This is a genomic window from Paracoccus ferrooxidans (genome assembly GCF_029909815.1).
Lineage (GTDB): Bacteria > Pseudomonadota > Alphaproteobacteria > Rhodobacterales > Rhodobacteraceae > Paracoccus > Paracoccus versutus.
On the sequence record NZ_CP038202.1, the window covers coordinates 453,991 to 473,161 of the forward strand.

Genomic DNA, 19,171 nt, shown 5'->3' on the forward strand with positions numbered 1-19,171 from the left:
GGTGGCGTCATAGGCTTTCGTGTCCTTCGCTGGAGCAGATGTAAAATACCCCCGATACGGGGATCGGAGGATGAAGGGCACCTGGCTGGCGAGTTGCTGGCGAATGGTGGTGTCGCATATTCCGTTCCGTCGCCGGCGGCTTAATCGGACAACAGGATCGATGCGACCGCTGACCAACACCATCATCAAATGTAGCAGTAAAGGGGCGGAAAGCGACAATTCGCGAGCGATGCAGAAAAACCGCCTGGACTGTGAATCAAACCATCCGGCTTGCCTTGAGAACCATTAATAAATTGATTTAAAATCATTTTACGAAAGATCGGGGTCGGGCTTCCCCGTGCTTCAAGTTGGCCGAGGTAGGATGCGGGCAATGAATGAGCACTACACAAGGCTACATTGGCTCCGTGGTGATGCTCAAGATTCGAAACGGCTCAGTTCGAGTGATGTCTACGGCTAGGCTGAATGGCCCGTGCATCACTGCTGCCGCTAACGATGCGTGGAACTCTTTACCTCCCACTGAGCCTTCTTCCAGCCGCGACCGAATAATTGATGGCGGTCCATATAAGGTGACGGAGCTTGGGGCGCGGCGCAGCTTCAGGCATTTGATACGCCAAAACCAAGATACCGGCACACGAAAGCCGTGTCGGATTTGCGCTGGCATGGGGACGAAAACCATTTCGACAAGGAGAGAGGCCCGGCATGGCGACTCCGATCACTGGCGTTCGGATTCGTCTGGCAATATCGGCCACGCTGGCGATCATAGGGGCTGCGGCAGGGGCTCGGCCCCTTTCTTGCGATCTGGTGGCTCGCGGGCAAGGCGCTGGCGGAGCTGGTGACTGCGGCGCAGGTCTTGCAGGCTACGCTGGCGGCGATCACGGCGCTGGCTGCGAAGTCGCTGCTTCTGTCGGCTTCCACCACCATTTCCCACAGCGCGGCTTTCACCTTGCTGTTCCGCCTGCGCAACGAGATGGTGGACGGGATCGCGGCCTTGCCGCGGGCGGTCGCGGACCGCCGGGGCACGCCGATCTGCGCCGTCTCGTGATCGAGGATATCGACCAGATCGAGGATTTGATCGCCCCTGCCATTCCCGATCCGGCTCAGGGCATTGCGCTGCCCTGTCTGACCTTCGCAGCCCTTGCGCTGATCGATTGGCGGCTTGTGCTGGCGGCAGTGACGCTGTTTCCGCTGTTGCTTTGGCGCTATCCGCTGACGATATGCGCTACACGAGAGGATTACGGTCGCTGGTATGCCGCCCTGGCCCGGCTGCGCGAAGCTACGCGCCATCTGGTCGGCGGAATCGCGGTAATCCGCGCCTTTGTCGGTGCCGAGCGCGGCTTTGATGCCCATGAGCAGGCGGTCGCGACAGTGCGCGAGACGGGGTATCACGCCGGAACCGCGTCGCTCTGGCAGATGAGCCTGCCCTATACCGGGCTGCGCGGCAACGGGCAGGTGCTGATTCCGGTCGGTGCGGCGCTTTTCCTTGGCGGCGATGCCTCCGCGCAGGATCTGGTGCTGATCCTGCTGCTTGGCCTGAACGCCTCGGCCCTGCGGCTGATCTTTACCGCCGGGAGCTTCACCTGGTGGATAAAGGCCGCGATGGCGCGGATGGCCAAGATCCGCGGCATTCCCCTTTTGGAGCAACTCGAGTCCGCCGGAGTCCCGCGCGGAAACGGTCTTGCCCTGGAACGGGTGGCGCTGTCGCCGGGCGAAAGGGTGATCCTGCAGGATATCAGCCTTTCTGTCCCCCGACGGGGGCACGCTCGCCATCGTCGGCCCATCGGGGGCGGGCAAGACGACGCTTTTGCGGGTGATGGACCCGGATGCAGGCCGGATCACCCTGGGCGGCGCCGGTCTGCGGCGAATTCCGGGCGCCATGCTGCCTGCACGGTTCTCGGCCGTGCTGCAACGGGCATGGCTGATCGATGCGACCATCCGCGAGAATATCCGCGCGGGCCGGCCCTCGGCCTCGGATGCCGAGGTGGATGAGGCGGCCCGGCGCGGGCAGGTCATGGGATTTGCCAGGGTGCTGCCCCAGGGCCTCGACAGCCGGTCGGCGAGGGCGGGCGCAACCTTTCGGGCGGCGAGCGCCAGCGGGTCGCCATCGCCCGTGCCATGCTGCGCGATGCGCCCGCGCTGCTTCTGGACGAGGCGACCGCCGCCCTCGACCCCGAGAACGGGGCCGAGGTTCTGGCGGCGCTCGATGTGCTGAAACGGGGCCGCACCGTGGTCGTGGTGGCGCATCGGCTGCACACCATCCGGCACGCCGACCGGATCGCGGTGATCGAGGCTGGCCGCCTCATCGACAGCGGCCGCCATGAGGAGCTTATCGCTCGCTGTGCGCTCTACATGCGCCTTGGCGTCTCGGTCGCCCGTGCCATCCACGACATGTCGGCATGGATTTCGGCAGCGATCTCATCGGCACGGTGCTTGCTGGGGATCCGGATCAGCCTTTGCCCCTTCACGGAATACCTCAAGCCTCTCGCGGTCTTTCCGGGCGAGGTGCTGGAGGCCGGAGATGGCCTCTGATCGCGCTGCCAGACAGGCGGCGCGGCGCTGGAGGCGTTGCCTCGAGGACCAGGGGATATCAATGTCATCCAGACGGTCCAGGCAGCCTGTTTCATCGACCGTCCATCCGCCCTCATCGGCGGGTCGATCCCGTCGCGCCTGGCACGCAGGCGCTGGTAGTGCCGCCGCAAGCGCGACTGGATCTCGGCCTGGGACGGGCCTTCCGGAGGAAACCGCAGCTCGACGAAGGGAATGCGGGTCATGGGCAAGGCTGTATCGACAGGCATGACGGCGCTCCTTCGAAGACAAGCCGATCCCGTTCGGGAAAGCGGCGCTTTCCCGGCGGAGAGGGGCGGAACTGGTGGGGCCCGGAGCGAGTGGCGGTCTTCTGCATCTGCATTGCCGCCAGCCCCGGCGGGCATGCCGCGACCATCTTCGGCAGGGGCTGCTTCGTCAACGGGAGGAGTTGAAGGGCTGGTCGCCAGGCAGAGCGATGAGCGACCCGAACTGCCGGTTTCGATAAGATCAGATAACATATTGTAATAAAATAATTGATCGAGCCGATCGGGTGGGCGCTAATGACTTGGGAAATGGGCGGCGAAATCCCAAAAATGGGCCTTGATCGCCTGCCGATTCAGCCCGCGCCAAGGCGGAGCGCGGCAAAAAATCCTTTCTGCATTGCGGCGAATTGACTGGGCATGATTATTACGTTATCGCTTCACCAGTCGTAATATTGTTGCGAGGGCAGATCGTGGCCGAGAAAGACAAACCCTGGCTTTTCCGCACCTATGCGGGCCATTCGACCGCCGAGAAATCCAACGCACTCTATCGGGGCAACCTCGCCAAGGGGCAGACCGGCCTGTCGGTGGCCTTCGACCTGCCGACCCAGACCGGCTACGACAGCGACCACGTCCTGGCGCGCGGCGAGGTCGGCAAGGTCGGCGTGCCCGTCTGCCACCTGGGCGACATGCGCATGCTCTTCGACCAGATCCCGCTGGAACAGATGAACACCTCGATGACGATCAACGCGACGGCGCCCTGGCTCTTGTCGCTCTATATCGCCGTGGCCGAGGAACAGGGCGCCGACATCGCCAGGCTGCAAGGCACGGTGCAAAACGACATCATCAAGGAATACCTGTCGCGCGGCACCTATATCTGCCCGCCCAGGCCCTCGCTCAGGATGATCACCGACGTCGCGGCCTATACGGCGAAGCACCTGCCGAAATGGAACCCGATGAACGTCTGCTCGTATCACCTGCAGGAGGCGGGGGCGACGCCCGAGCAGGAGCTGGCCTATGCGCTCGCGACCGGCATCGCCGTGCTGGACGACCTGAAGACCAAGGTCGAGCCGCAGGATTTCCCCGCCATGGTCGGGCGGATCTCGTTCTTCGTGAACGCCGGCATCCGCTTCGTGACCGAGCTGTGCAAGATGCGCGCCTTCACCGAGCTCTGGGACGAGATCTGCCGCGACCGCTATGGCATCGAGGAAGAGAAATACCGCCGCTTCCGCTATGGCGTGCAGGTGAACAGCCTGGGCCTGACCGAGCAGCAGCCGGAAAACAACGTCTATCGCATCCTCCTGGAGATGCTGGCCGTCACGCTGTCGAAGAACGCCCGCGCCCGCGCCGTGCAGCTGCCGGCCTGGAACGAGGCGCTGGGCCTGCCGCGGCCCTGGGACCAGCAATGGTCGCTGCGCATGCAGCAGATCGTCGCCTACGAGACGGACCTGCTGGAATACGGCGACCTTTTCGACGGCAACCCGGTGATCGCTGCCAAGGTCGAGGAGCTGAAATCCGGCGCCCGCGCGGAGCTGGCGACGCTGGACGAGATGGGAGGCGCCATTGCCGCCATCGAATACATGAAGTCGCGGCTGGTCGAATCCAATGCCGAGCGGCTGAACCGCATCGAGGCGAACGAGACGGTGGTCGTCGGCGTCAACCGCTGGCAGCAGGGCGAGTCCTCGCCGCTGACCGCGGGCGATGGCGGCATCATGGTGGTGGACCCGGCGGTCGAGCAGGACCAGATCGCCCGGCTGCGCGCCTGGCGCGAAGCGCGCGACGAGACGGCCGTCGAGGCCGCCCTCGCCGCGCTGCGCGATGCCGCGCAGAGGGGGCAGAATGTGATGCCGTTTTCCATCGCCGCCGCCAAGGCAGGCGCCACGACCGGCGAATGGGCGGCGGTGATGCGCCAGGTGCATGGCGAATATCGCGGCCCGACGGGGGTCTCGGCCAGCCCCTCGAACCGCACCGAGGGGCTGGAGCCGATCCGCGAGGCCGTGGATGCGGTCAGCCGCCGCCTTGGCCGGCGGCTGAAGTTCCTGGTCGGCAAGCCCGGCCTCGACGGCCATTCCAACGGCGCCGAGCAGATCGCCTTCCGCGCCCGCGATTGCGGCATGGACATCACCTATGAAGGCATCCGCCTGACCCCCGAGCAGATCGTGACCCGCGCCGCCGAGGACAATGCCCATGTCGTCGGCCTGTCGATCCTGTCGGGCAGCCACCTGCCGCTGATCGAGGATCTGATGGAGCGGATGCGCGCCGCCGGCCTGGCGCATGTCCCGGTCGTGGTCGGCGGCATCATTCCCGACGAGGACGCGGCCAGGCTGCTGAAGATGGGCGTGGCGCGGGTCTATACGCCCAAGGATTTCGAGCTCAACCGGATCATGATGGACATTGTGGCCCTGGTCGAGCCCGAGGAGGCCGCCGCCTGAGCCGGTGGCACGGCCGCATGGGTATTTGAGCAACGAAGAAGTCCGGCGCCGCGCCCTCGGCTTCTTCGTTGTCCAAATACCCATATTGCAACCACGCTGTCAGTCCTTCAGCAGCAGAAGCAGCGCGGCGACGGTCGCCAGCACCCCGGGCAGCACGGCGAGCGGCGGCAGGCCGCGGGTCAATGCGGCCTCGAGCCCGATGACCCAGATCGGCGTCAGGTAGGTATAGGCCATCACCTTGGACGAGGGCAGCCGCATGGTGGCGAATTGCACCAGCGCCGTGGTCAGCGCGCTGGCGAAGATCGCGACATAGAGCAGCGTCACCCAGACGATGGCCGGCAGATGCGCCCAATCCGTGTCGAGGATCGCCCGGCCGCCCCAGACAAGCAGGATCAGCCCGCCGGCGCAGAGCGTGGCGAAGGTCGAGACGATCGGCGTCTCGCCCCGGTTCAGCCGGCGCACCATCGGGGTATAGAGCGCATGGGCCGCGCAGCCGACCAGGTAGATCGCCTCGCCGCGGCCGAATTCCAGCCTGATCAGCGCTGCCGCGTCGCCGCCGAAGATCACCCAGAGCGAGCCCGCCGCCCCCAGCGCCAGCGCCAATGCGATGCGCCCGGTCATGCGCTGCCGCATCAAAAGCCAGCCGAAGCCCGCCGACATCAGCGGCGTCAGCGTGAACACCGCCGCCGCCGAGACCGGCAACGCGGTTTTCAGCCCCTCGAACATCAGCACGAAATAGGCGGCGAAGAGCCCGCCCAGCACCAGGTAGCGCCAGGGCGCGCGGAAGGTTTCCCGCGGGATGCCCGGCCCGGCCATGGCCACGCCGCCGACCACGCCCGCGGCGATGGCGAAGCGCGCGGCCGAGATCGCCGCCGGGTCGATCAGGTTCGCCGCCCGTGCGCCCAGCGAGAAGGAGCCCGCGATCGCGGCCGAGAACAGCAGCATCGCCGCGTGGCCCTGCAACGCCTCGCGCCGCATCTGCGGCACCGCCGAAAGCTCGGCCATCAGCCGCGCCCGAGCATGTAGAATTCGTCGTTCGGCCGGATGTCGCCCGCGTTCACCAGCCGGTTCGACATGCCGAAGAAGGCGGCGATGGCGCCGATGTCCCAGATCTCGTCCTGGTCGAAGCCGGCCTCGCGCAGCGCGACATGATCCGCCTCGCCGATCCCTTGCGCGTTCAGCGCCACCTTTTCGGCATAGGCCAGCATGGCGCGTTCGCGTGGCGTGAGGTCGGCCTTGCGCCAGTTCACCGCCACCTGGTCGGCGATGAAGGCGTTCTTTGCCCGGATGCGCAGAATGGCGCCATGCGCGACCACGCAATACTGGCACTGGTTCAGCCCCGAGGTCGCGACCACGATCAATTCGCGCTCGGCCTTGGTCAGGCCGCCCTCGCGTTCCATCAGCGCGTCGTGGTAAGCGAAGAAGGCGCGGAATTCGTCCGGGCGATGCGCCAGCGCCAGGAAGACGTTCGGGACGAAGCCCGATTTCTCGGCCACCTTGCGGATGCGCAGGGCGATGTCTTCGGGCATCTCGTCCAGCGAGGGCACGGGAAAGCGGCTGATGGGATGGGTCATGGCTCGGTCCTCCGGGGCGCGAGGTTTTCACCAAAGCCGGGGCAGGGTCAACCGGGGCGCGCTTGACTTTGGCGGGCATTGGCCCTATCCACGCCGGGATTCCCGGAAGGTCTGTCCTTCCGGTCCCCGCGCCTTGTCCGGGGATCGCCCCCCGTCAGCGCGTTGCGCCCACGGGGGCGCACCTGTTTATTCGCGCCCGTGTTCCTCGGGCAAACGGCAACCATTGGAGGGCCGCCGATGTTTGAAAACCTGTCCGACCGCCTTGGCGGCGTCTTTGACCGGCTGACCAAGCAGGGCGCGCTGTCCGAGGATGACGTGGCCGCCGCCATGCGCGAGGTGCGCGTCGCGCTGCTGGAGGCCGATGTCTCGCTGCCCGTGGCGCGCAGCTTCGTCAAGGCGGTGACGCAGAAGGCCACCGGCGCGGCCGTCACCAAGTCGATCACCCCCGGCCAGCAGGTCGTCAAGATCGTCCATGACGAGCTGATCAAGGTCTTGCAGGGCGAGGGCGCGCCCGATGCGCTGCGCATCGACAATCCCCCGGCGCCGATCCTGATGGTCGGCCTGCAGGGCTCGGGCAAGACCACCACCACGGCCAAGCTGGCCAAGCGCCTGAAGGACCGCGAGAAGAAGCGGGTGCTGATGGCCTCGCTGGACACCAACCGTCCGGCCGCCATGGAGCAGCTGGCGATCCTGGGCCAGCAGATCGGCGTCGATACCCTGCCCATCGTGCCGGGCGAGAATGCGGTGCAGATCGCCAGGCGCGCCAAGCAGCAGGCGACGCTGGGCGGCTATGACGTCTACATGCTCGACACCGCCGGCCGGCTGCATATCGACGAAGTGCTGATGGACGAGGTGCAGGCGGTCCGCGACGTGGCCAGCCCGCGCGAGACGCTGCTGGTCGTCGACGGGTTGACCGGCCAGGACGCGGTGAACGTCGCCAGCGAATTCGACGGCAAGGTCGGCATCTCGGGCGTCGTGCTGACCCGGATGGACGGCGACGGTCGCGGCGGCGCGGCGCTGTCGATGCGCGCCGTGACCGGCAAGCCGATCCGCTTCGTCGGCCTGGGCGAAAAGATGGACGCGCTGGAGGTCTTTGACGCGCAGCGCATCGCCGGCCGCATCCTCGGCATGGGCGACATCGTCGCCCTGGTCGAGAAGGCGCAGGAGGTGCTGGAGGTCGAGCAGGCCGAGCGCATGATGAAGCGCTTCCAGAAGGGCATGTTCAACATGAACGACCTGCGCAACCAGCTTGAGCAGATGCTCAAGATGGGCGGGATGCAGTCGATCATGGGCATGATGCCCGGCATGGGCAAGATGGCCAAGCAGGCCGAGGCGGCCGGTTTCGACGACAAGGCGATCAAGCGCCAGATCGCGCTGATCAACTCGATGACGAAAAAGGAACGCGCCAATCCCGACCTGCTGCAGGCCAGCCGCAAGAAACGCATCGCCGCGGGCGCGGGCATGGAAGTGTCGGAACTCAACAAGCTTCTGAAGATGCAGAAGCAGATGGCCGACACGATGAAGAAGCTGGGCAAGATGGGCAAGGGCGGCATGCTCAAGCAGGCCATGCGCGCCATGACCGGCAAGGGCGGCGGACTGCCCGACATGGCCAATGTCGATCCCGAGAAGATGGCCGAGGCCACGCGGATGCTGCAAGACCCCAAGGGGCTGGGCGGCCAGCTGGGCGGCATGGGCCTGCCGGGCGGGCTTTCCGGCCTGTTCGGGAAGAAGTGAACGCATGATCCGGCTTGCCGACACGCCCGTGCTGACGACCGAGCGGCTGGTCCTGCGCGCCCCGCAGGCCGGCGACTGGCCGGCATGGCGCGACTTCTTCGAAAGCGACCGCGCCGGCTTTGTCGGCGGGCCGATGATGCAGCCCGGCCAGTCCTGGCGCGCCTTTGGCCATTTCATCGGCCATTGGGTGCTGCGCGGCTATGGCATGTTCGTGCTGACCGAGCGTGGATCGGACCGGGCGCTGGGGGCGGTCGGGCCGTGGTTTCCCGACGGCTGGCCCGAGCATGAGATCGGCTGGACGGTGTGGTCCGCCGGGCTGGAGGGCCGGGGCTATGCGCAGGAAGCGGCCCTGGCGGCGCGCGATTTTGCCATCCGCACGCTCGGCTGGTCGCGGCCGGTCAGCTATATCGACCAGGCCAATGCGCGCTCGATCTCGCTTGCCCGGCGGCTGGGCGCCCTGCGCGATCCCAAGGCCGAGGCGCCGCATTTCGGGGATGACCGCGCCCCGCCGCATGTCTTTCGCCATCCCGCCGGAGCCGCGGCATGAATGGCGCGTCCCGTGTAGATGCGGTGCTGCGCATTTCAATCCCTGGAGACCTGAATGAGTGATCCGACCGCCCGCGCCGCGACCCTGCTCAAGGAGCATCGTGCCAGCATCGACCGGCTGGACGCGATCCTGGTCTATACGCTGGCCGAGCGGTTCAAGCACACCCAATCCGTCGGCCGCCTGAAGGCCGAACACGATCTTCCTCCGTCCGATCCCGTCCGCGAGGCGAGACAGATCGAGCGGCTGGAACGCCTCGCGCGCGAGGCCGACCTGGACCCGGAATTCGCGCGCAAATTCCTGAACTTCGTGATCGCCGAAGTGATCCGGCATCACGAGAAACTCCTCCCCTGAGGCGGGGTTTTCCCCCGCCGACCCCGCCATTCCAAAGGAGAAAACGCAATGGCAATGAAAATCCGCCTGGCCCGTGGTGGCTCGAAGAAACGCCCCCATTACGCCATCGTCGCGTCCGATTCGCGCATGCCGCGCGACGGCCGCTTCCTCGAGAAGCTGGGCACCTACAACCCGCTCTTGCCGAAGGATTCGGAAGAGCGCATCAAGATGAACCTCGAGCGCGTGCAATACTGGCTCTCGCAGGGTGCGCAGCCGACCGACCGCGTCGCCCGCTTCCTGGAAGCCGCCGGCGTCAAGGAAAAGACCGAGCGCAAGAACCTGAAGAAGGGCGAGCCCGGCAAGGCCGCCAAGGAACGCGCCGAAAAGCGCGCCGCGCGTGAAGCCGCCGCCAACGCCCCGGCCGAAGAAGCCGCTTCGGAATAATGACCGAGCGGGTCTGCGTCGGTGCGATCGCGGGCGCCTTTGGCGTCCGGGGCGAGGTGAGGCTGAAGAGCTTTACCTCGCAACCGAACGATATTGCCGCATATGCCCCGCTTTATACCGAAGACGGCAGCCGCTCGTTCACCGTCCGCCTGACGCGGCCGGTGACGGGCGGGCTTGGCGCCCGGCTGTCGGGCGTCGAGACGCGCGAACAGGCCGAGGCGCTGAAGGGCGTGACGCTCTGGGCCGACCGCGACAAGCTTCCGGCCCTGCCGGACGACGAATTCTATCATGCCGACCTGATCGGCCTGTCGGTCCATGACACCGGCGGGGCGCTGATCGGCAAGGTCCGCGCGATCTACGACCACGGCGCGGGCGACATCCTGGAGATCCACGGACCCGGACGGCGGCAGGTGCTGCTGTTGCCCTTTACCCGTGCCTTCGTGCCCACGGTCGACCTGGCCGCCGGCCGCATCGTCGCCGACCCGCCGGACGAGCAGGAATGACCGGCGGGGCGATGAAATCCCACGGCCGGCTGTCGATCCGGGCCAGCCTGCAGCCGCGCGACCTGATGGCCGAGCCGCAGGTCAGGGGCGCCTGGACCGCGCAGGTCGTCACGCTTTTCCCCGAGGCTTTTCCAGGGGTTCTGGGGCTTTCCCTGACCGGCAGGGCGCTGACCGAGGGGCTGTGGAACCTGCGCAGCATCGACCTGCGCCCCTTTGGCATCGGCAAGCACCGCAACGTGGACGACACGCCCGCCGGCGGCGGCGCCGGCATGGTGATCCGCGCCGACGTGATGGATGCGGCGCTGCGCGAGGCGGGGGCCGACCTGCCGGTGATCTATCTGTCGCCGCGCGGCAGGCCCTTTACCCAGGCCCGCGCCCGCGAACTGGCGCAGGGCCCCGGCATGACCCTGATCTGCGGCCGGTTCGAGGGCGTGGACCAGCGCGTGCTGGACGCCCATGGCGTCGAAGAGATCAGCATCGGCGACTATGTCCTGACCGGCGGGGAACTGGCGGCTCAGGTCTTGATCGACGCGACGGTTCGCCTTATACCGCGCGTGCTGGGGAATCAGGACTCTCTGGCCGAGGAATCCTTTTCCCCGGACCATGGCGGCCTGCTGGAACATCCGCAGTACACGAAGCCCGCCCTTTGGGAAGGCCGCGCGATCCCGGACGTGCTTTTGTCCGGCAATCACGCGGCTATTGCCAATTGGCGTCACGACATGGCCGAAAGGCTGACCAAGGAACGCCGCCCCGACCTGTGGCGGGCATATGAGCAGGCTCATGTGGACCCGGCAAAGGACCGACAGCTCTCGGGCGCATCAGACCAATCGCGGGACTACCGCGAGCAACCGAAGGAACCAAAGCGATGAACCTGATCGCCCAACTGGAAGCCGAGCAGATCGCCGCGCTCGGCAAGGACATCCCCGATTTCAAGGCCGGCGACACCGTTCGCGTCGGCTACAAGGTGACCGAGGGCACCCGCACCCGCGTGCAGATGTACGAAGGCGTGGTCATCTCGCGCAAGGGCGGCGGCATCGGCGCCTCGTTCACCGTGCGCAAGATCTCGTTCGGCGAGGGTGTCGAGCGCGTCTTCCCGCTCTACTCGACCAACATCGACTCGATCACCGTCGTGCGCCGTGGCCGCGTCCGCCGCGCCAAGCTGTATTACCTGCGCGATCGCCGCGGCAAGTCCGCCCGCATCGCCGAGGTCAGCAACTACAAGCCCAAAGCCGAAGCCAAGGCCTGAGGAGACGCGCCATGAAAGCAGACATCCATCCCGACTACCACCTGATCGAGGTCAAGATGACCGACGGCACCACCTATCAGGTGCGCTCGACCTGGGGCAAGGAAGGCGACACCATGTCGCTGGACATCGACCCGAACTCGCACCCGGCCTGGACCGGCGGCTCGGCCAAGCTGATGGACACCGGCGGCCGCGTGTCGAAGTTCAAGAACAAATACGCCGGCCTGGGCTTCTGATCCCGCTGCCGACCGGACTTGCAAACGCCGCCCCGAAAGGGGCGGCGTTTTTCGTTCGTGGGCGGTGGGCGGCCCAGGGGAGGGGACGCGGCCGGGCCAGGCAGGCCGCGCCGGATCGGCGGCTCAATAGGCCAGGCCGAAGATCGGCATCCAGGCGGGCATGCTGGGCGTGCGGTTCAGCGCCAGGCCGGTCAATTCGCCCCGGCCGGTGTCGATCACCACGCGGCCGTCGCGATATTCGCGCAGCACCGGCCCTTGCGCGCTTTGATAGGGCGACAGCGCGATGGTGGCATAGCCGCGGTTCGGCTTGGAGAAAACGGCGTGGATCATTGGATCGCTCCTTTCCGGTCGAGGCGATGGATGGCGGTGTCCCACCGCGCCGGATCACGGTCGCGCATCAGGTCGCGCGCGGTCTCGAAGGGGTCGCAGGTGATCAGCCGCAGCGGAATGTCGGAAATGCGATGCGGCTTGCCCGTGCGCCGGTCGATCAGGCTGACGGCATAGCGGGGCGAGACAGGCATGGCGGCCTGCAGCGCGCGATCGGCAAAGGCCGACAGATGGTTCAGCATGGTCATCTTTGGCTCCTTCCCTTGACTGACCCGGCCGGAGATCCCGGCATGGCTATATAACGACATAGCTGATCGTCTTTTGCAAGATAAATATCGACCGGCTTTGTCGTGATGAAAGAATGAAGCTGGAACAGATGGTTGAACAGCCGGCGGGGCAGGGCTGTCCCGCAGCGAAAAGCGCGCGCCGGGCCGCGATTCGGCCGGTCTCGGCGCTTTTCATCGTGCCGGGCGCGGCCTATTGTCCGGCGCGACGCGGGCCGGCATCGCAGGGGGATTCGTGGCGCATATCATCGTGGTCGGGAACGAAAAGGGCGGTTCGGGCAAGTCCACGACCTCGATGCATGTGGCGACCGCGCTGGCCCGCATGGGCCACCGGGTCGGCGCGCTGGACCTGGACGTGCGCCAGCGCAGCTTCGGCCGCTACCTGGAGAATCGCGCCGCCTTCGCCCAACGCGAGGGGCTGGACCTGCCCACCCCCCTGCTCGGGCGCCTTGAGCCCGAGACCCAGGGCGGCCCGGACCCTTTGTCGCAGGCGGTGGCCGCGCTCGAGGCGGAATGCGACTTCATCCTGCTGGACTGCCCCGGTTCGCACACGCGGCTCAGCCAGATGGCGCATACGCTGGCCGATACGCTGATCACGCCGATGAACGACAGTTTCGTCGATTTCGACCTTCTGGCGCGGATGTCGCCCGAGGGCAGGATCCTCGGCCCCTCGATCTATGCCGAGATGGTCTGGTCCGCCCGCCAGCTGCGCGGCGAGGCGGGGGCCGGGCCGATCGACTGGCTGGTGCTGCGCAACCGGCTGGGCACGCAGGCCATGCACAACAAGCGCAAGGTCGGCGGCGCGCTCGCCACCCTGTCCAGGCGCATCGGCTTTCGCGTGGCGCCCGGCTTTTCCGAGCGGGTGATCTTTCGCGAGCTGTTTCCGCGCGGATTGACGCTGCTGGATCTCAAGGACATCGGCACGGAACAGCTCAGCATGTCCAACATCGCCGCCCGGCAGGAACTGCGCGACCTGATCGGCGAGTTGAATCTACCCGGCGTCAGCGTTTCGTTCTGAAACCCGGCCGGCATTGTTGCCGATGGCCGGCGCCATTATGTTGCGCCGCAGATTGGTTTGGAGGGGACGATGACGGCAACCTGCCGGATCACCGGGATCGCGATGCTGGCGCTTGCCCTGTCCCTGGGACCGGCCGCGCCGGTCATGGCCGAGACGGCGGGCGCGGTCGAGCAGTCCGAATTGCCCGTGGTCACGCTGGCCACGGCCCAGCAGGACTGGATCGAGGCGCGGGTGCCGGTCTCGGGCTCGCTGGTCGCCCGGCAGGAGGTGCAGGTCCATGCCCTCGTCTCGGGGCACGAGATCACCAGCATCGAGGCCGAGGTCGGCGACCGCGTCGAGGCGGGGCAGGTGCTGGCGCGGCTGTCCGAGGATGTGCTGTCGGCGCAGCTGGCGCAGGCCGAGGCCGAATATCAGCGCGCCGAGGCCGGTGTCAGCCAGGCCGAAAGCCAGATCGCCAGCACCCAGGCCAGCCTGACCCAGGCGGTCTCGGCGCTGGAGCGCACCCGTAGCCTGCGGCAAAGCGGCAATGCCAGCCAGGCGGTGCTGGACCAGGCCGTCGCCACCGAGGCTTCGGCGCGCGCGGCGGCCGCCTCGGCCTCGGACGGGCTGGGTGTGGCGCGGGCGGCCGTGGCGCAGGCGGATGCGGCGCGGCGCATCGCGCGGCTGAACCTGGACCATGCCCGCATCACCGCCCCGGTCGGTGGGCTGGTGGTGGCGCGGACCGCCCGGCTGGGCGCCATTCCCGGCGGCGGCGGCGAGCCGCTGTTCACCCTGATCGCCGGCGGCGAGGTCGAGCTTGAGGCGGATGTGATCGAAACCGCGCTGAGCCAGCTCAAGCCCGGCGATGCCGCCGAGATCGAGGTCGCGGGCCTTGGCCACGTCGAGGGCAAGCTGCGGCTGGCGCCTGCGGCGGTCGATCCGGTGACGCGGCTGGGGCCGGCGCGCATCGCGCTGGACCCCGATCCGCGGCTGCGCACCGGGCTGTTCGCCAGCGGCTGGATCATCACCGACCGGCGGCAGGCGGTGACGGTGCCCGCATCGGCCGTGCTGGCCGATGCCTCGGGCGAGCGGGTGCAGGTGGTCAAGGACGGCCGGATCGAGACGCGCGAGGTCCGCAGCGGGCTGATCTGGCAGGGCCGGCGCGAGATCCTGGAGGGCGTCGCATCGGGCGAGACGGTGGTGGCCCGCGCCGGCGCCTTCTTCCGCAGCGGCGACCAGGTGCGGGCGGCGCCATGAACTTCTCGGCCTGGTCCATACGCCATCCGGTGCCGCCCATCGCGATCTTCCTCGTGCTGGTGATGATGGGGTTCTACAGCTTCAGCCGGCTGGCGGTGACGGCCATGCCGAACATCGACCTGCCGCTTGTCAGCGTGGTGGTCAACCAGCCGGGCGCGGCGCCCAGCGAGCTGACCCGGCAGGTGATCCAGCCGATCGAGGATTCCATCGCCTCGATCACCGGGGTGCGGCATATCACCTCGGCCGCGACCGACAGTTCGGCGCGGATCTATGTCGAGTTCGAGCTGGAGACCGACACCGACCGCGCCGTGAACGACGTCAAGGACGCGGTGGCCAATGTCCGCGCCGACCTGCCCGAATCCATCGTCGAGCCGCTGGTCCATCGCGTCGATGTCAGCGGCATGGCGATCCTGACCTATGCCGTCAGCAATCCCGGCATGAGCATCGAGGAACTGTCGGATTTCGTCGACGACGTGGTGTCGCGCGACCTGTCCACGGTGCCGGGCGTGGCCAGCATCACCCGCATCGGCGGTGCCGACCGCCAGATCAACGTGGACCTGGACCCGGACCGCATCATGGCCTTCGGGCTGACGGCGGCCGAGATCTCGGAGCAGCTGCGCGCCAAGAACATCGACATGGGCGGCGGGCGCGGCGACCTGGCCGGCACGGAATATTCCATTCGCGCGCTGGGATCGGCGGGCGACGTGGCCCGGCTGGCGGCGACGCCGATCCTGATCGGCTCGGGCGAGGGGGGCGGGCGCACGGTGCGGCTCGACCAGCTGGGCAGCGTCACCGACGGCGCCAGCGAGGAACGCAAGTTCGCCCTGCTCGACGGCCAGCCCGTCGTGGCCTTCGGCGTCTTTCGCGCCTCGGGCGAATCCGACCTGGAGGCGGGCGACGGCACCAAGGCCCGCATCGCCGAGATCGAGGCGCGCAACCCCGGCACCCGGATCACCCTGATCGACGATGCGACCACCTATACCTCGGGCAGCTATCACTCGACCATGGAGACGCTCTACGAGGGCGCGGCGCTGGCGGTGGTGGTGGTGTTCCTGTTCCTGCGCAACTGGCGCGCGACGCTGATCGCCGCGGTGGCGCTGCCCCTGTCGATCATCCCGACCTTCTTCGTCATGCATTGGCTGGGCTTCACGCTGAACGGCATCAGCCTTTTGGCGATCACCCTGGTCACCGGCATCCTGGTCGACGACGCCATCGTCGAGATCGAGAATATCGTGCGGCACATCAACATGGGCGTTCCCGCCTATGAGGCCAGCATGGAGGCCGCGAACGAGATCGGCCTGACCGTCATCGCCATCAGCTTCTCGATCGTCGCGGTCTTTGCCCCGGTCAGCTTCATGGGCGGGATTCCGGGGCAGTATTTCAAGCAGTTCGGGCTGACCGTCGCGGTCTCGGTGCTGTTCTCGCTTCTGGTGGCGCGGCTGATCACGCCGATGCTGGCGGCCTATTTCCTGCGCGACAACACCCGCCTGGCCGAGGAACGCGACGGGCCGGTGCTGCGCGGGCTGATGGCGGTGCTGGCCTGGACGCTGCGCCATCGCGGGCTGACGCTGCTGATGGGGCTGGGGGTCTTCGCCGGCTCGATCTATTCCGCCACGCTGTTGCCGACCGAGTTCATCCCGGCCTCGGATGTCGGCCGCAGCCAGATCAGCATCGAGCTGCCGCCCGGCGCCACGGTGTCGGAAACCGAAGCCGCGGCGCGGATGATCTCGCAGCGCATCGAGGCGGTGCCCGAAGTGCGCTCGGTCTTCGTCAACGGCGGCGAGGACGACGTGGCCAAGGCCAAGCTGATGGTCAATTACGGCCCCAAGGAAGAGCGCGAGCGGTCGAGCTTCGTGATCGAGGACGAATTGAAGCGCGACCTGTCGCAGATCCCCGACCTGCGGATCAATTTCCAGAACGAAGAGGGCAATGCCGACCTGTCGATCTCGGTCCTGGGCGACAGCGAGGCGGGCGCGGCCCAGGCGGCCGAGCGGCTGATGGCGGCGATGAAGACCCTGCCGGTGCTGGAGGGGGTGACATCCTCGGCCAGCCTGCAGCGGCCCGAGATCCAGGTCCATCCCCGCCCCGAGGTCGCGGCCCAGCTGGGCGTGACCGCCAGCGCGCTGGCGACGACGCTGCGGGTGGCGACGCTGGGCGACACGGAATCGAACCTTGCCAAGTTCAACACCGGCGACAAGCAGATCCCGATCATGGTGCGGCTGGACCAGGAGGCGCGGCGCGACCTGATGACGGTGCGCAACCTGCGGGTGCCCAGCTCGGCCGGGCAGGTGCCGCTGGAGGTGGTGGCGGATGTCTCGATCTCGGCCGGGGCGACCGAGATCGGCCGCTACGACCGGCGCTATCGCACCACGGTATCGGCGAACCTGGCGGGCGGCGCGCTGCTGGGGCCGGTGAACGCGCAGGTCACGGCCTTGCAGCAACAGGTCGAACTGCCGGCCGGGACAGAGATCCAGCCCTCGGGCGATGCCGAGATCATGGGCGAGGTGTTCCAGGCCTTCACCGTGGCGATGGTTTCGGGCGTGGTGCTGACCTATGTCGTGCTGGTGCTGCTGTTTCATAATTTCGTCACCCCGGTCTCGATCCTGATGTCGCTGCCCCTGGCCATCGGCGGCGCGATTCTGGCGCTGTTCCTGACCGGCAATTCCATCAGCATGGCGGTGGTGATCGGCTTCCTGATGCTGATGGGGATCGTGACCAAGAACGCCATCATGCTGGTGGAATTCGCGGTCAGCGCCATAGACCGCGGGGTCGAGAAGCGCGAGGCGATCCTGGACGCGGTCCACAAGCGCGCCCGGCCGATCGTGATGACCACCATCGCCATGACGGCGGGCATGGTGCCCTCGGCCATCGGCACCGGTGAGGGGGCGGAGTTCAGCGCGCCCATGGCCATCGCGGTGATCGGGGGCTTGCTGCTGTCGACGCTGCTGTCGCTGCTGTTCGTGCCCTCGCTGTTTTCCGTCGTGCATGGCGGGCAGGTGCGCATCGGCGGCTGGCTGCGGCGGCGGATCGGGCTGAACGCGGCACCCGAGGCGGCCGGGGAGTGAGGCCGGACCGGGGGCTTCGCGCCCCCGGACCCCCGCGGGATATTTGGACACGAAAGAAAAAGGGGGCCGGCGAGGGCCCCCTTTCCTTCGTTCCTGGCAGCCGGGTTCAGGCCAGCATGCCCATCGGGTTTTCCAGGTGCCCGACGATGGCTTCCAGCAGCTGGGCGCCGAGCGCGCCGTCGATTACCCGGTGGTCGACCGAAAGCGTCATCGACATGACGTTGCGGATCACCACCTCGCCATTTTCGGCCACCGGGGTCTGGATGCCGGCGCCGACGGCGAGGATCGCGCCATGCGGCGGGTTGATCACCGCGTCGAAATTCTCGATCCCGAACATGCCGAGGTTCGAGATGGCGAAGCTGCCGCCCTGGTATTCGTGGGGCGCGAGCTTCTTGGTCTTGGCGCGGTTGGCCAGGTCCTTCATCTCGGCCGAGAGCGCCGAGAGCGTCTTTTGCTGCGCGTCCTTGAGGACCGGGGTGAAGAGCCCGCCCTCGACCGCGACGGCGACGGCGACGTCGGACGGTTTCAGCTTGAGGATGCGGTCGCCGGCCCAGACGGCATTGGCATCCGGCACCTCTTGCAGCGCCAGGGCGCAGGCCTTGATGATGAAGTCGTTGACCGACAGTTTCACGCCCCGCGAGTCCAGCTGCTTGTTCAGCATGGCGCGGAATTTCATCAGCTCGTCGAGCTTGGCGGACCGGCGCAGGTAGAAATGCGGGATGGTCTGCTTGGCCTCGGAAAGCCGCGCGGCGATGGTGCGGCGCATGCCGTCGAGCGCCACTTCCTCGGTCTCGCGGTCGGCGTAGATCTTGAGGATGGTTTCGGCCGAGGGGCCGGCCGGGGCTGCGGCCGCGGCGGGTGCCGGGGCGGCTTTCGGCGCCTCGGCGGCGGCCGGCTTGGCCGCGCCGGGCTTCGCGCCCTCGACATCCGCCTTGACGATGCGGCCATGCGGGCCGGAGCCCGTCACGCCGGCAAGGTCGATGCCCTTTTCCGCCGCGATGCGCCGGGCGAGCGGCGAGGCGAAGATGCGCCCGCCATCGGCCGATTTCGGCGCGGCCGGGGCAGGGGCGGCGGTGGCCGTCGCTGCCGGGGCGGCTTCGGCTTTCGCCGTCTCGGGCTGGGCTTCCGCCTTGGGCGCCGGGGCGGCGGCGATGTCATCGGCGGATTCGCCCTCTTCCAGCAGCACGGCGATGGGGGTGTTCACCTTGACCCCCGCCGTGCCCTCGGCCACCAGGATCTTGCCCATCCGGCCCTCGTCGACGGCCTCGAACTCCATCGTGGCCTTGTCGGTTTCGATCTCGGCGATGATGTCGCCGGATTTGACCTCGTCGCCCTCTTTCACCAGCCATTTGGCCAGCGTGCCTTCCTCCATGGTCGGCGACAGGGCGGGCATCAGGATTTCAGTCGGCATCTTC

At 67.4% G+C, this 19,171-nt stretch carries 19 protein-coding genes and 1 pseudogene; 14 read left to right on the top strand and 6 right to left on the bottom strand.

What is annotated here, in order from left to right:
- Positions 1–594 precede the first annotated feature (594 nt).
- A complete protein-coding gene (locus tag E3U26_RS19350) occupies positions 595–1,767 on the bottom strand; it encodes a hypothetical protein (RefSeq protein WP_499107308.1) in 1,173 nt (390 codons plus the stop codon).
- A 40-nt stretch (positions 1,768–1,807) separates the two neighbouring features.
- Between E3U26_RS19350 and E3U26_RS19355 the strand changes: the two are divergent.
- From E3U26_RS19355 to E3U26_RS19365, 3 genes and pseudogenes are all read left to right on the top strand, one after another.
- A pseudogene (locus E3U26_RS19355) lies at positions 1,808–1,954 on the top strand (hypothetical protein); the annotation flags it as partial.
- A 59-nt stretch (positions 1,955–2,013) separates the two neighbouring features.
- Positions 2,014–2,526 (top strand): ATP-binding cassette domain-containing protein, encoded by a 513-nt coding sequence (locus tag E3U26_RS19360; protein ID WP_499107510.1) that lies wholly within the window; start codon positions 2,014–2,016, stop codon positions 2,524–2,526.
- A gap of 730 nt (positions 2,527–3,256) precedes the next feature.
- A complete protein-coding gene (locus E3U26_RS19365) occupies positions 3,257–5,215 on the top strand; it encodes a protein meaA (RefSeq protein WP_072460913.1) in 1,959 nt (652 codons plus the stop codon).
- Positions 5,216–5,314: 99 nt separating this feature from the next.
- Here E3U26_RS19365 and E3U26_RS19370 read toward each other — a convergent pair whose 3' ends face one another.
- Both E3U26_RS19370 and E3U26_RS19375 read right to left on the bottom strand, forming a co-directional pair.
- On the bottom strand, positions 5,315–6,220 hold the full coding sequence (locus E3U26_RS19370) for a DMT family transporter (protein ID WP_499107310.1): 906 nt from the start codon (positions 6,218–6,220) through the stop codon (positions 5,315–5,317).
- Entirely contained in the window at positions 6,220–6,789 is a 570-nt protein-coding gene (locus E3U26_RS19375) for a carboxymuconolactone decarboxylase family protein (protein ID WP_499107312.1), read from the bottom strand. Before E3U26_RS19375 ends, E3U26_RS19370 begins: the two co-directional genes overlap by 1 nt.
- A gap of 237 nt (positions 6,790–7,026) precedes the next feature.
- Here E3U26_RS19375 and ffh point away from each other — a divergent pair, with 237 nt between their 5' ends.
- Genes ffh through rpmE form a run of 8 tightly spaced genes read left to right on the top strand, consistent with a single transcriptional unit; the run spans position 7,027 to position 11,826 of the window.
- On the top strand, positions 7,027–8,523 hold the full coding sequence (gene ffh, locus E3U26_RS19380; protein WP_036755754.1) for a signal recognition particle protein: 1,497 nt from the start codon (positions 7,027–7,029) through the stop codon (positions 8,521–8,523).
- Positions 8,524–8,527: 4 nt separating this feature from the next.
- Positions 8,528–9,070, top strand: a complete 543-nt coding sequence (locus tag E3U26_RS19385; protein WP_499107315.1) for a GNAT family N-acetyltransferase — start codon at positions 8,528–8,530, stop codon at positions 9,068–9,070.
- Between the two features lie 54 nt (positions 9,071–9,124).
- Positions 9,125–9,421: a chorismate mutase gene (locus E3U26_RS19390; protein ID WP_036755750.1), complete on the top strand. Its 297-nt coding sequence runs from the start codon at positions 9,125–9,127 to the stop codon at positions 9,419–9,421.
- A gap of 48 nt (positions 9,422–9,469) precedes the next feature.
- Positions 9,470–9,844 carry a 30S ribosomal protein S16 gene (gene rpsP, locus E3U26_RS19395; protein WP_036755747.1) on the top strand — a complete coding sequence of 125 codons (375 nt, stop codon included), beginning with the start codon at positions 9,470–9,472 and terminating at the stop codon, positions 9,842–9,844.
- Positions 9,844–10,347 (top strand): ribosome maturation factor RimM, encoded by a 504-nt coding sequence (gene rimM, locus E3U26_RS19400; protein WP_036755743.1) that lies wholly within the window; start codon positions 9,844–9,846, stop codon positions 10,345–10,347. Before rpsP ends, rimM begins: the two co-directional genes overlap by 1 nt.
- Positions 10,344–11,216: a tRNA (guanosine(37)-N1)-methyltransferase TrmD gene (trmD, locus tag E3U26_RS19405; protein WP_036755741.1), complete on the top strand. Its 873-nt coding sequence runs from the start codon at positions 10,344–10,346 to the stop codon at positions 11,214–11,216. The genes rimM and trmD overlap by 4 nt, the downstream gene beginning before the upstream one ends.
- The gene (gene rplS / locus E3U26_RS19410) at positions 11,213–11,593 is read left to right on the top strand and encodes a 50S ribosomal protein L19 (RefSeq protein WP_024844932.1); all 381 of its coding nucleotides are present in this window, start codon (positions 11,213–11,215) and stop codon (positions 11,591–11,593) included. Before trmD ends, rplS begins: the two co-directional genes overlap by 4 nt.
- Positions 11,594–11,604: 11 nt before the next feature.
- The gene (rpmE, locus tag E3U26_RS19415; RefSeq protein ID WP_011750118.1) at positions 11,605–11,826 is read left to right on the top strand and encodes a 50S ribosomal protein L31; all 222 of its coding nucleotides are present in this window, start codon (positions 11,605–11,607) and stop codon (positions 11,824–11,826) included.
- Positions 11,827–11,949: 123 nt separating this feature from the next.
- Here rpmE and E3U26_RS19420 read toward each other — a convergent pair whose 3' ends face one another.
- Both E3U26_RS19420 and E3U26_RS19425 read right to left on the bottom strand, forming a co-directional pair.
- Positions 11,950–12,156, bottom strand: coding sequence for a hypothetical protein (locus E3U26_RS19420; RefSeq protein ID WP_036755739.1), 207 nt, complete (start codon positions 12,154–12,156; stop codon positions 11,950–11,952).
- A complete protein-coding gene (locus E3U26_RS19425; protein ID WP_036755737.1) occupies positions 12,153–12,401 on the bottom strand; it encodes a hypothetical protein in 249 nt (82 codons plus the stop codon). The genes E3U26_RS19420 and E3U26_RS19425 overlap by 4 nt, the downstream gene beginning before the upstream one ends.
- Positions 12,402–12,672: 271 nt before the next feature.
- On the opposite strand from E3U26_RS19425, the gene E3U26_RS19430 reads away from it, so the two are divergent.
- The 3 genes from E3U26_RS19430 to E3U26_RS19440 all read left to right on the top strand — a co-directional run bounded on the left by E3U26_RS19430 (position 12,673) and on the right by E3U26_RS19440 (position 17,756).
- Positions 12,673–13,455: a division plane positioning ATPase MipZ gene (locus E3U26_RS19430; RefSeq protein WP_036755844.1), complete on the top strand. Its 783-nt coding sequence runs from the start codon at positions 12,673–12,675 to the stop codon at positions 13,453–13,455.
- A 69-nt stretch (positions 13,456–13,524) separates the two neighbouring features.
- Positions 13,525–14,691: an efflux RND transporter periplasmic adaptor subunit gene (locus E3U26_RS19435; RefSeq protein WP_449043324.1), complete on the top strand. Its 1,167-nt coding sequence runs from the start codon at positions 13,525–13,527 to the stop codon at positions 14,689–14,691.
- Positions 14,688–17,756 (top strand): efflux RND transporter permease subunit, encoded by a 3,069-nt coding sequence (locus E3U26_RS19440; RefSeq protein ID WP_114537230.1) that lies wholly within the window; start codon positions 14,688–14,690, stop codon positions 17,754–17,756. Before E3U26_RS19435 ends, E3U26_RS19440 begins: the two co-directional genes overlap by 4 nt.
- Positions 17,757–17,862: 106 nt before the next feature.
- On the opposite strand, the gene E3U26_RS19445 is transcribed toward E3U26_RS19440, so the two are convergent.
- Positions 17,863–19,167 carry a dihydrolipoamide acetyltransferase family protein gene (locus E3U26_RS19445; RefSeq protein ID WP_499107321.1) on the bottom strand — a complete coding sequence of 435 codons (1,305 nt, stop codon included), beginning with the start codon at positions 19,165–19,167 and terminating at the stop codon, positions 17,863–17,865.
- Between the last annotated feature and the right edge of the window lie 4 nt (positions 19,168–19,171).

Bases quoted from the DNA above. Each gene is read 5' to 3' on its own strand.
- rpmE (WP_011750118.1), top strand. From the start codon at position 11,605: ATGAAAGCAGACATCCATCCCGACTACCACCTGATCGAGGTCAAGATG.
- E3U26_RS19370 (WP_499107310.1), bottom strand. From the start codon at position 6,220: ATGGCCGAGCTTTCGGCGGTGCCGCAGATGCGGCGCGAGGCGTTGCAG.
- rplS (WP_024844932.1), top strand. From the start codon at position 11,213: ATGAACCTGATCGCCCAACTGGAAGCCGAGCAGATCGCCGCGCTCGGC.
- E3U26_RS19435 (WP_449043324.1), top strand. From the start codon at position 13,525: ATGACGGCAACCTGCCGGATCACCGGGATCGCGATGCTGGCGCTTGCC.
- rpsP (WP_036755747.1), top strand. From the start codon at position 9,470: ATGGCAATGAAAATCCGCCTGGCCCGTGGTGGCTCGAAGAAACGCCCC.
- E3U26_RS19425 (WP_036755737.1), bottom strand. From the start codon at position 12,401: ATGACCATGCTGAACCATCTGTCGGCCTTTGCCGATCGCGCGCTGCAG.
- E3U26_RS19385 (WP_499107315.1), top strand. From the start codon at position 8,528: ATGATCCGGCTTGCCGACACGCCCGTGCTGACGACCGAGCGGCTGGTC.
- E3U26_RS19440 (WP_114537230.1), top strand. From the start codon at position 14,688: ATGAACTTCTCGGCCTGGTCCATACGCCATCCGGTGCCGCCCATCGCG.
- E3U26_RS19375 (WP_499107312.1), bottom strand. From the start codon at position 6,789: ATGACCCATCCCATCAGCCGCTTTCCCGTGCCCTCGCTGGACGAGATG.
- E3U26_RS19350 (WP_499107308.1), bottom strand. From the start codon at position 1,767: ATGGCGAGCGTGCCCCCGTCGGGGGACAGAAAGGCTGATATCCTGCAG.
- E3U26_RS19445 (WP_499107321.1), bottom strand. From the start codon at position 19,167: ATGCCGACTGAAATCCTGATGCCCGCCCTGTCGCCGACCATGGAGGAA.
- trmD (WP_036755741.1), top strand. From the start codon at position 10,344: ATGACCGGCGGGGCGATGAAATCCCACGGCCGGCTGTCGATCCGGGCC.
- E3U26_RS19420 (WP_036755739.1), bottom strand. From the start codon at position 12,156: ATGATCCACGCCGTTTTCTCCAAGCCGAACCGCGGCTATGCCACCATC.
- E3U26_RS19390 (WP_036755750.1), top strand. From the start codon at position 9,125: ATGAGTGATCCGACCGCCCGCGCCGCGACCCTGCTCAAGGAGCATCGT.
- rimM (WP_036755743.1), top strand. From the start codon at position 9,844: ATGACCGAGCGGGTCTGCGTCGGTGCGATCGCGGGCGCCTTTGGCGTC.
- ffh (WP_036755754.1), top strand. From the start codon at position 7,027: ATGTTTGAAAACCTGTCCGACCGCCTTGGCGGCGTCTTTGACCGGCTG.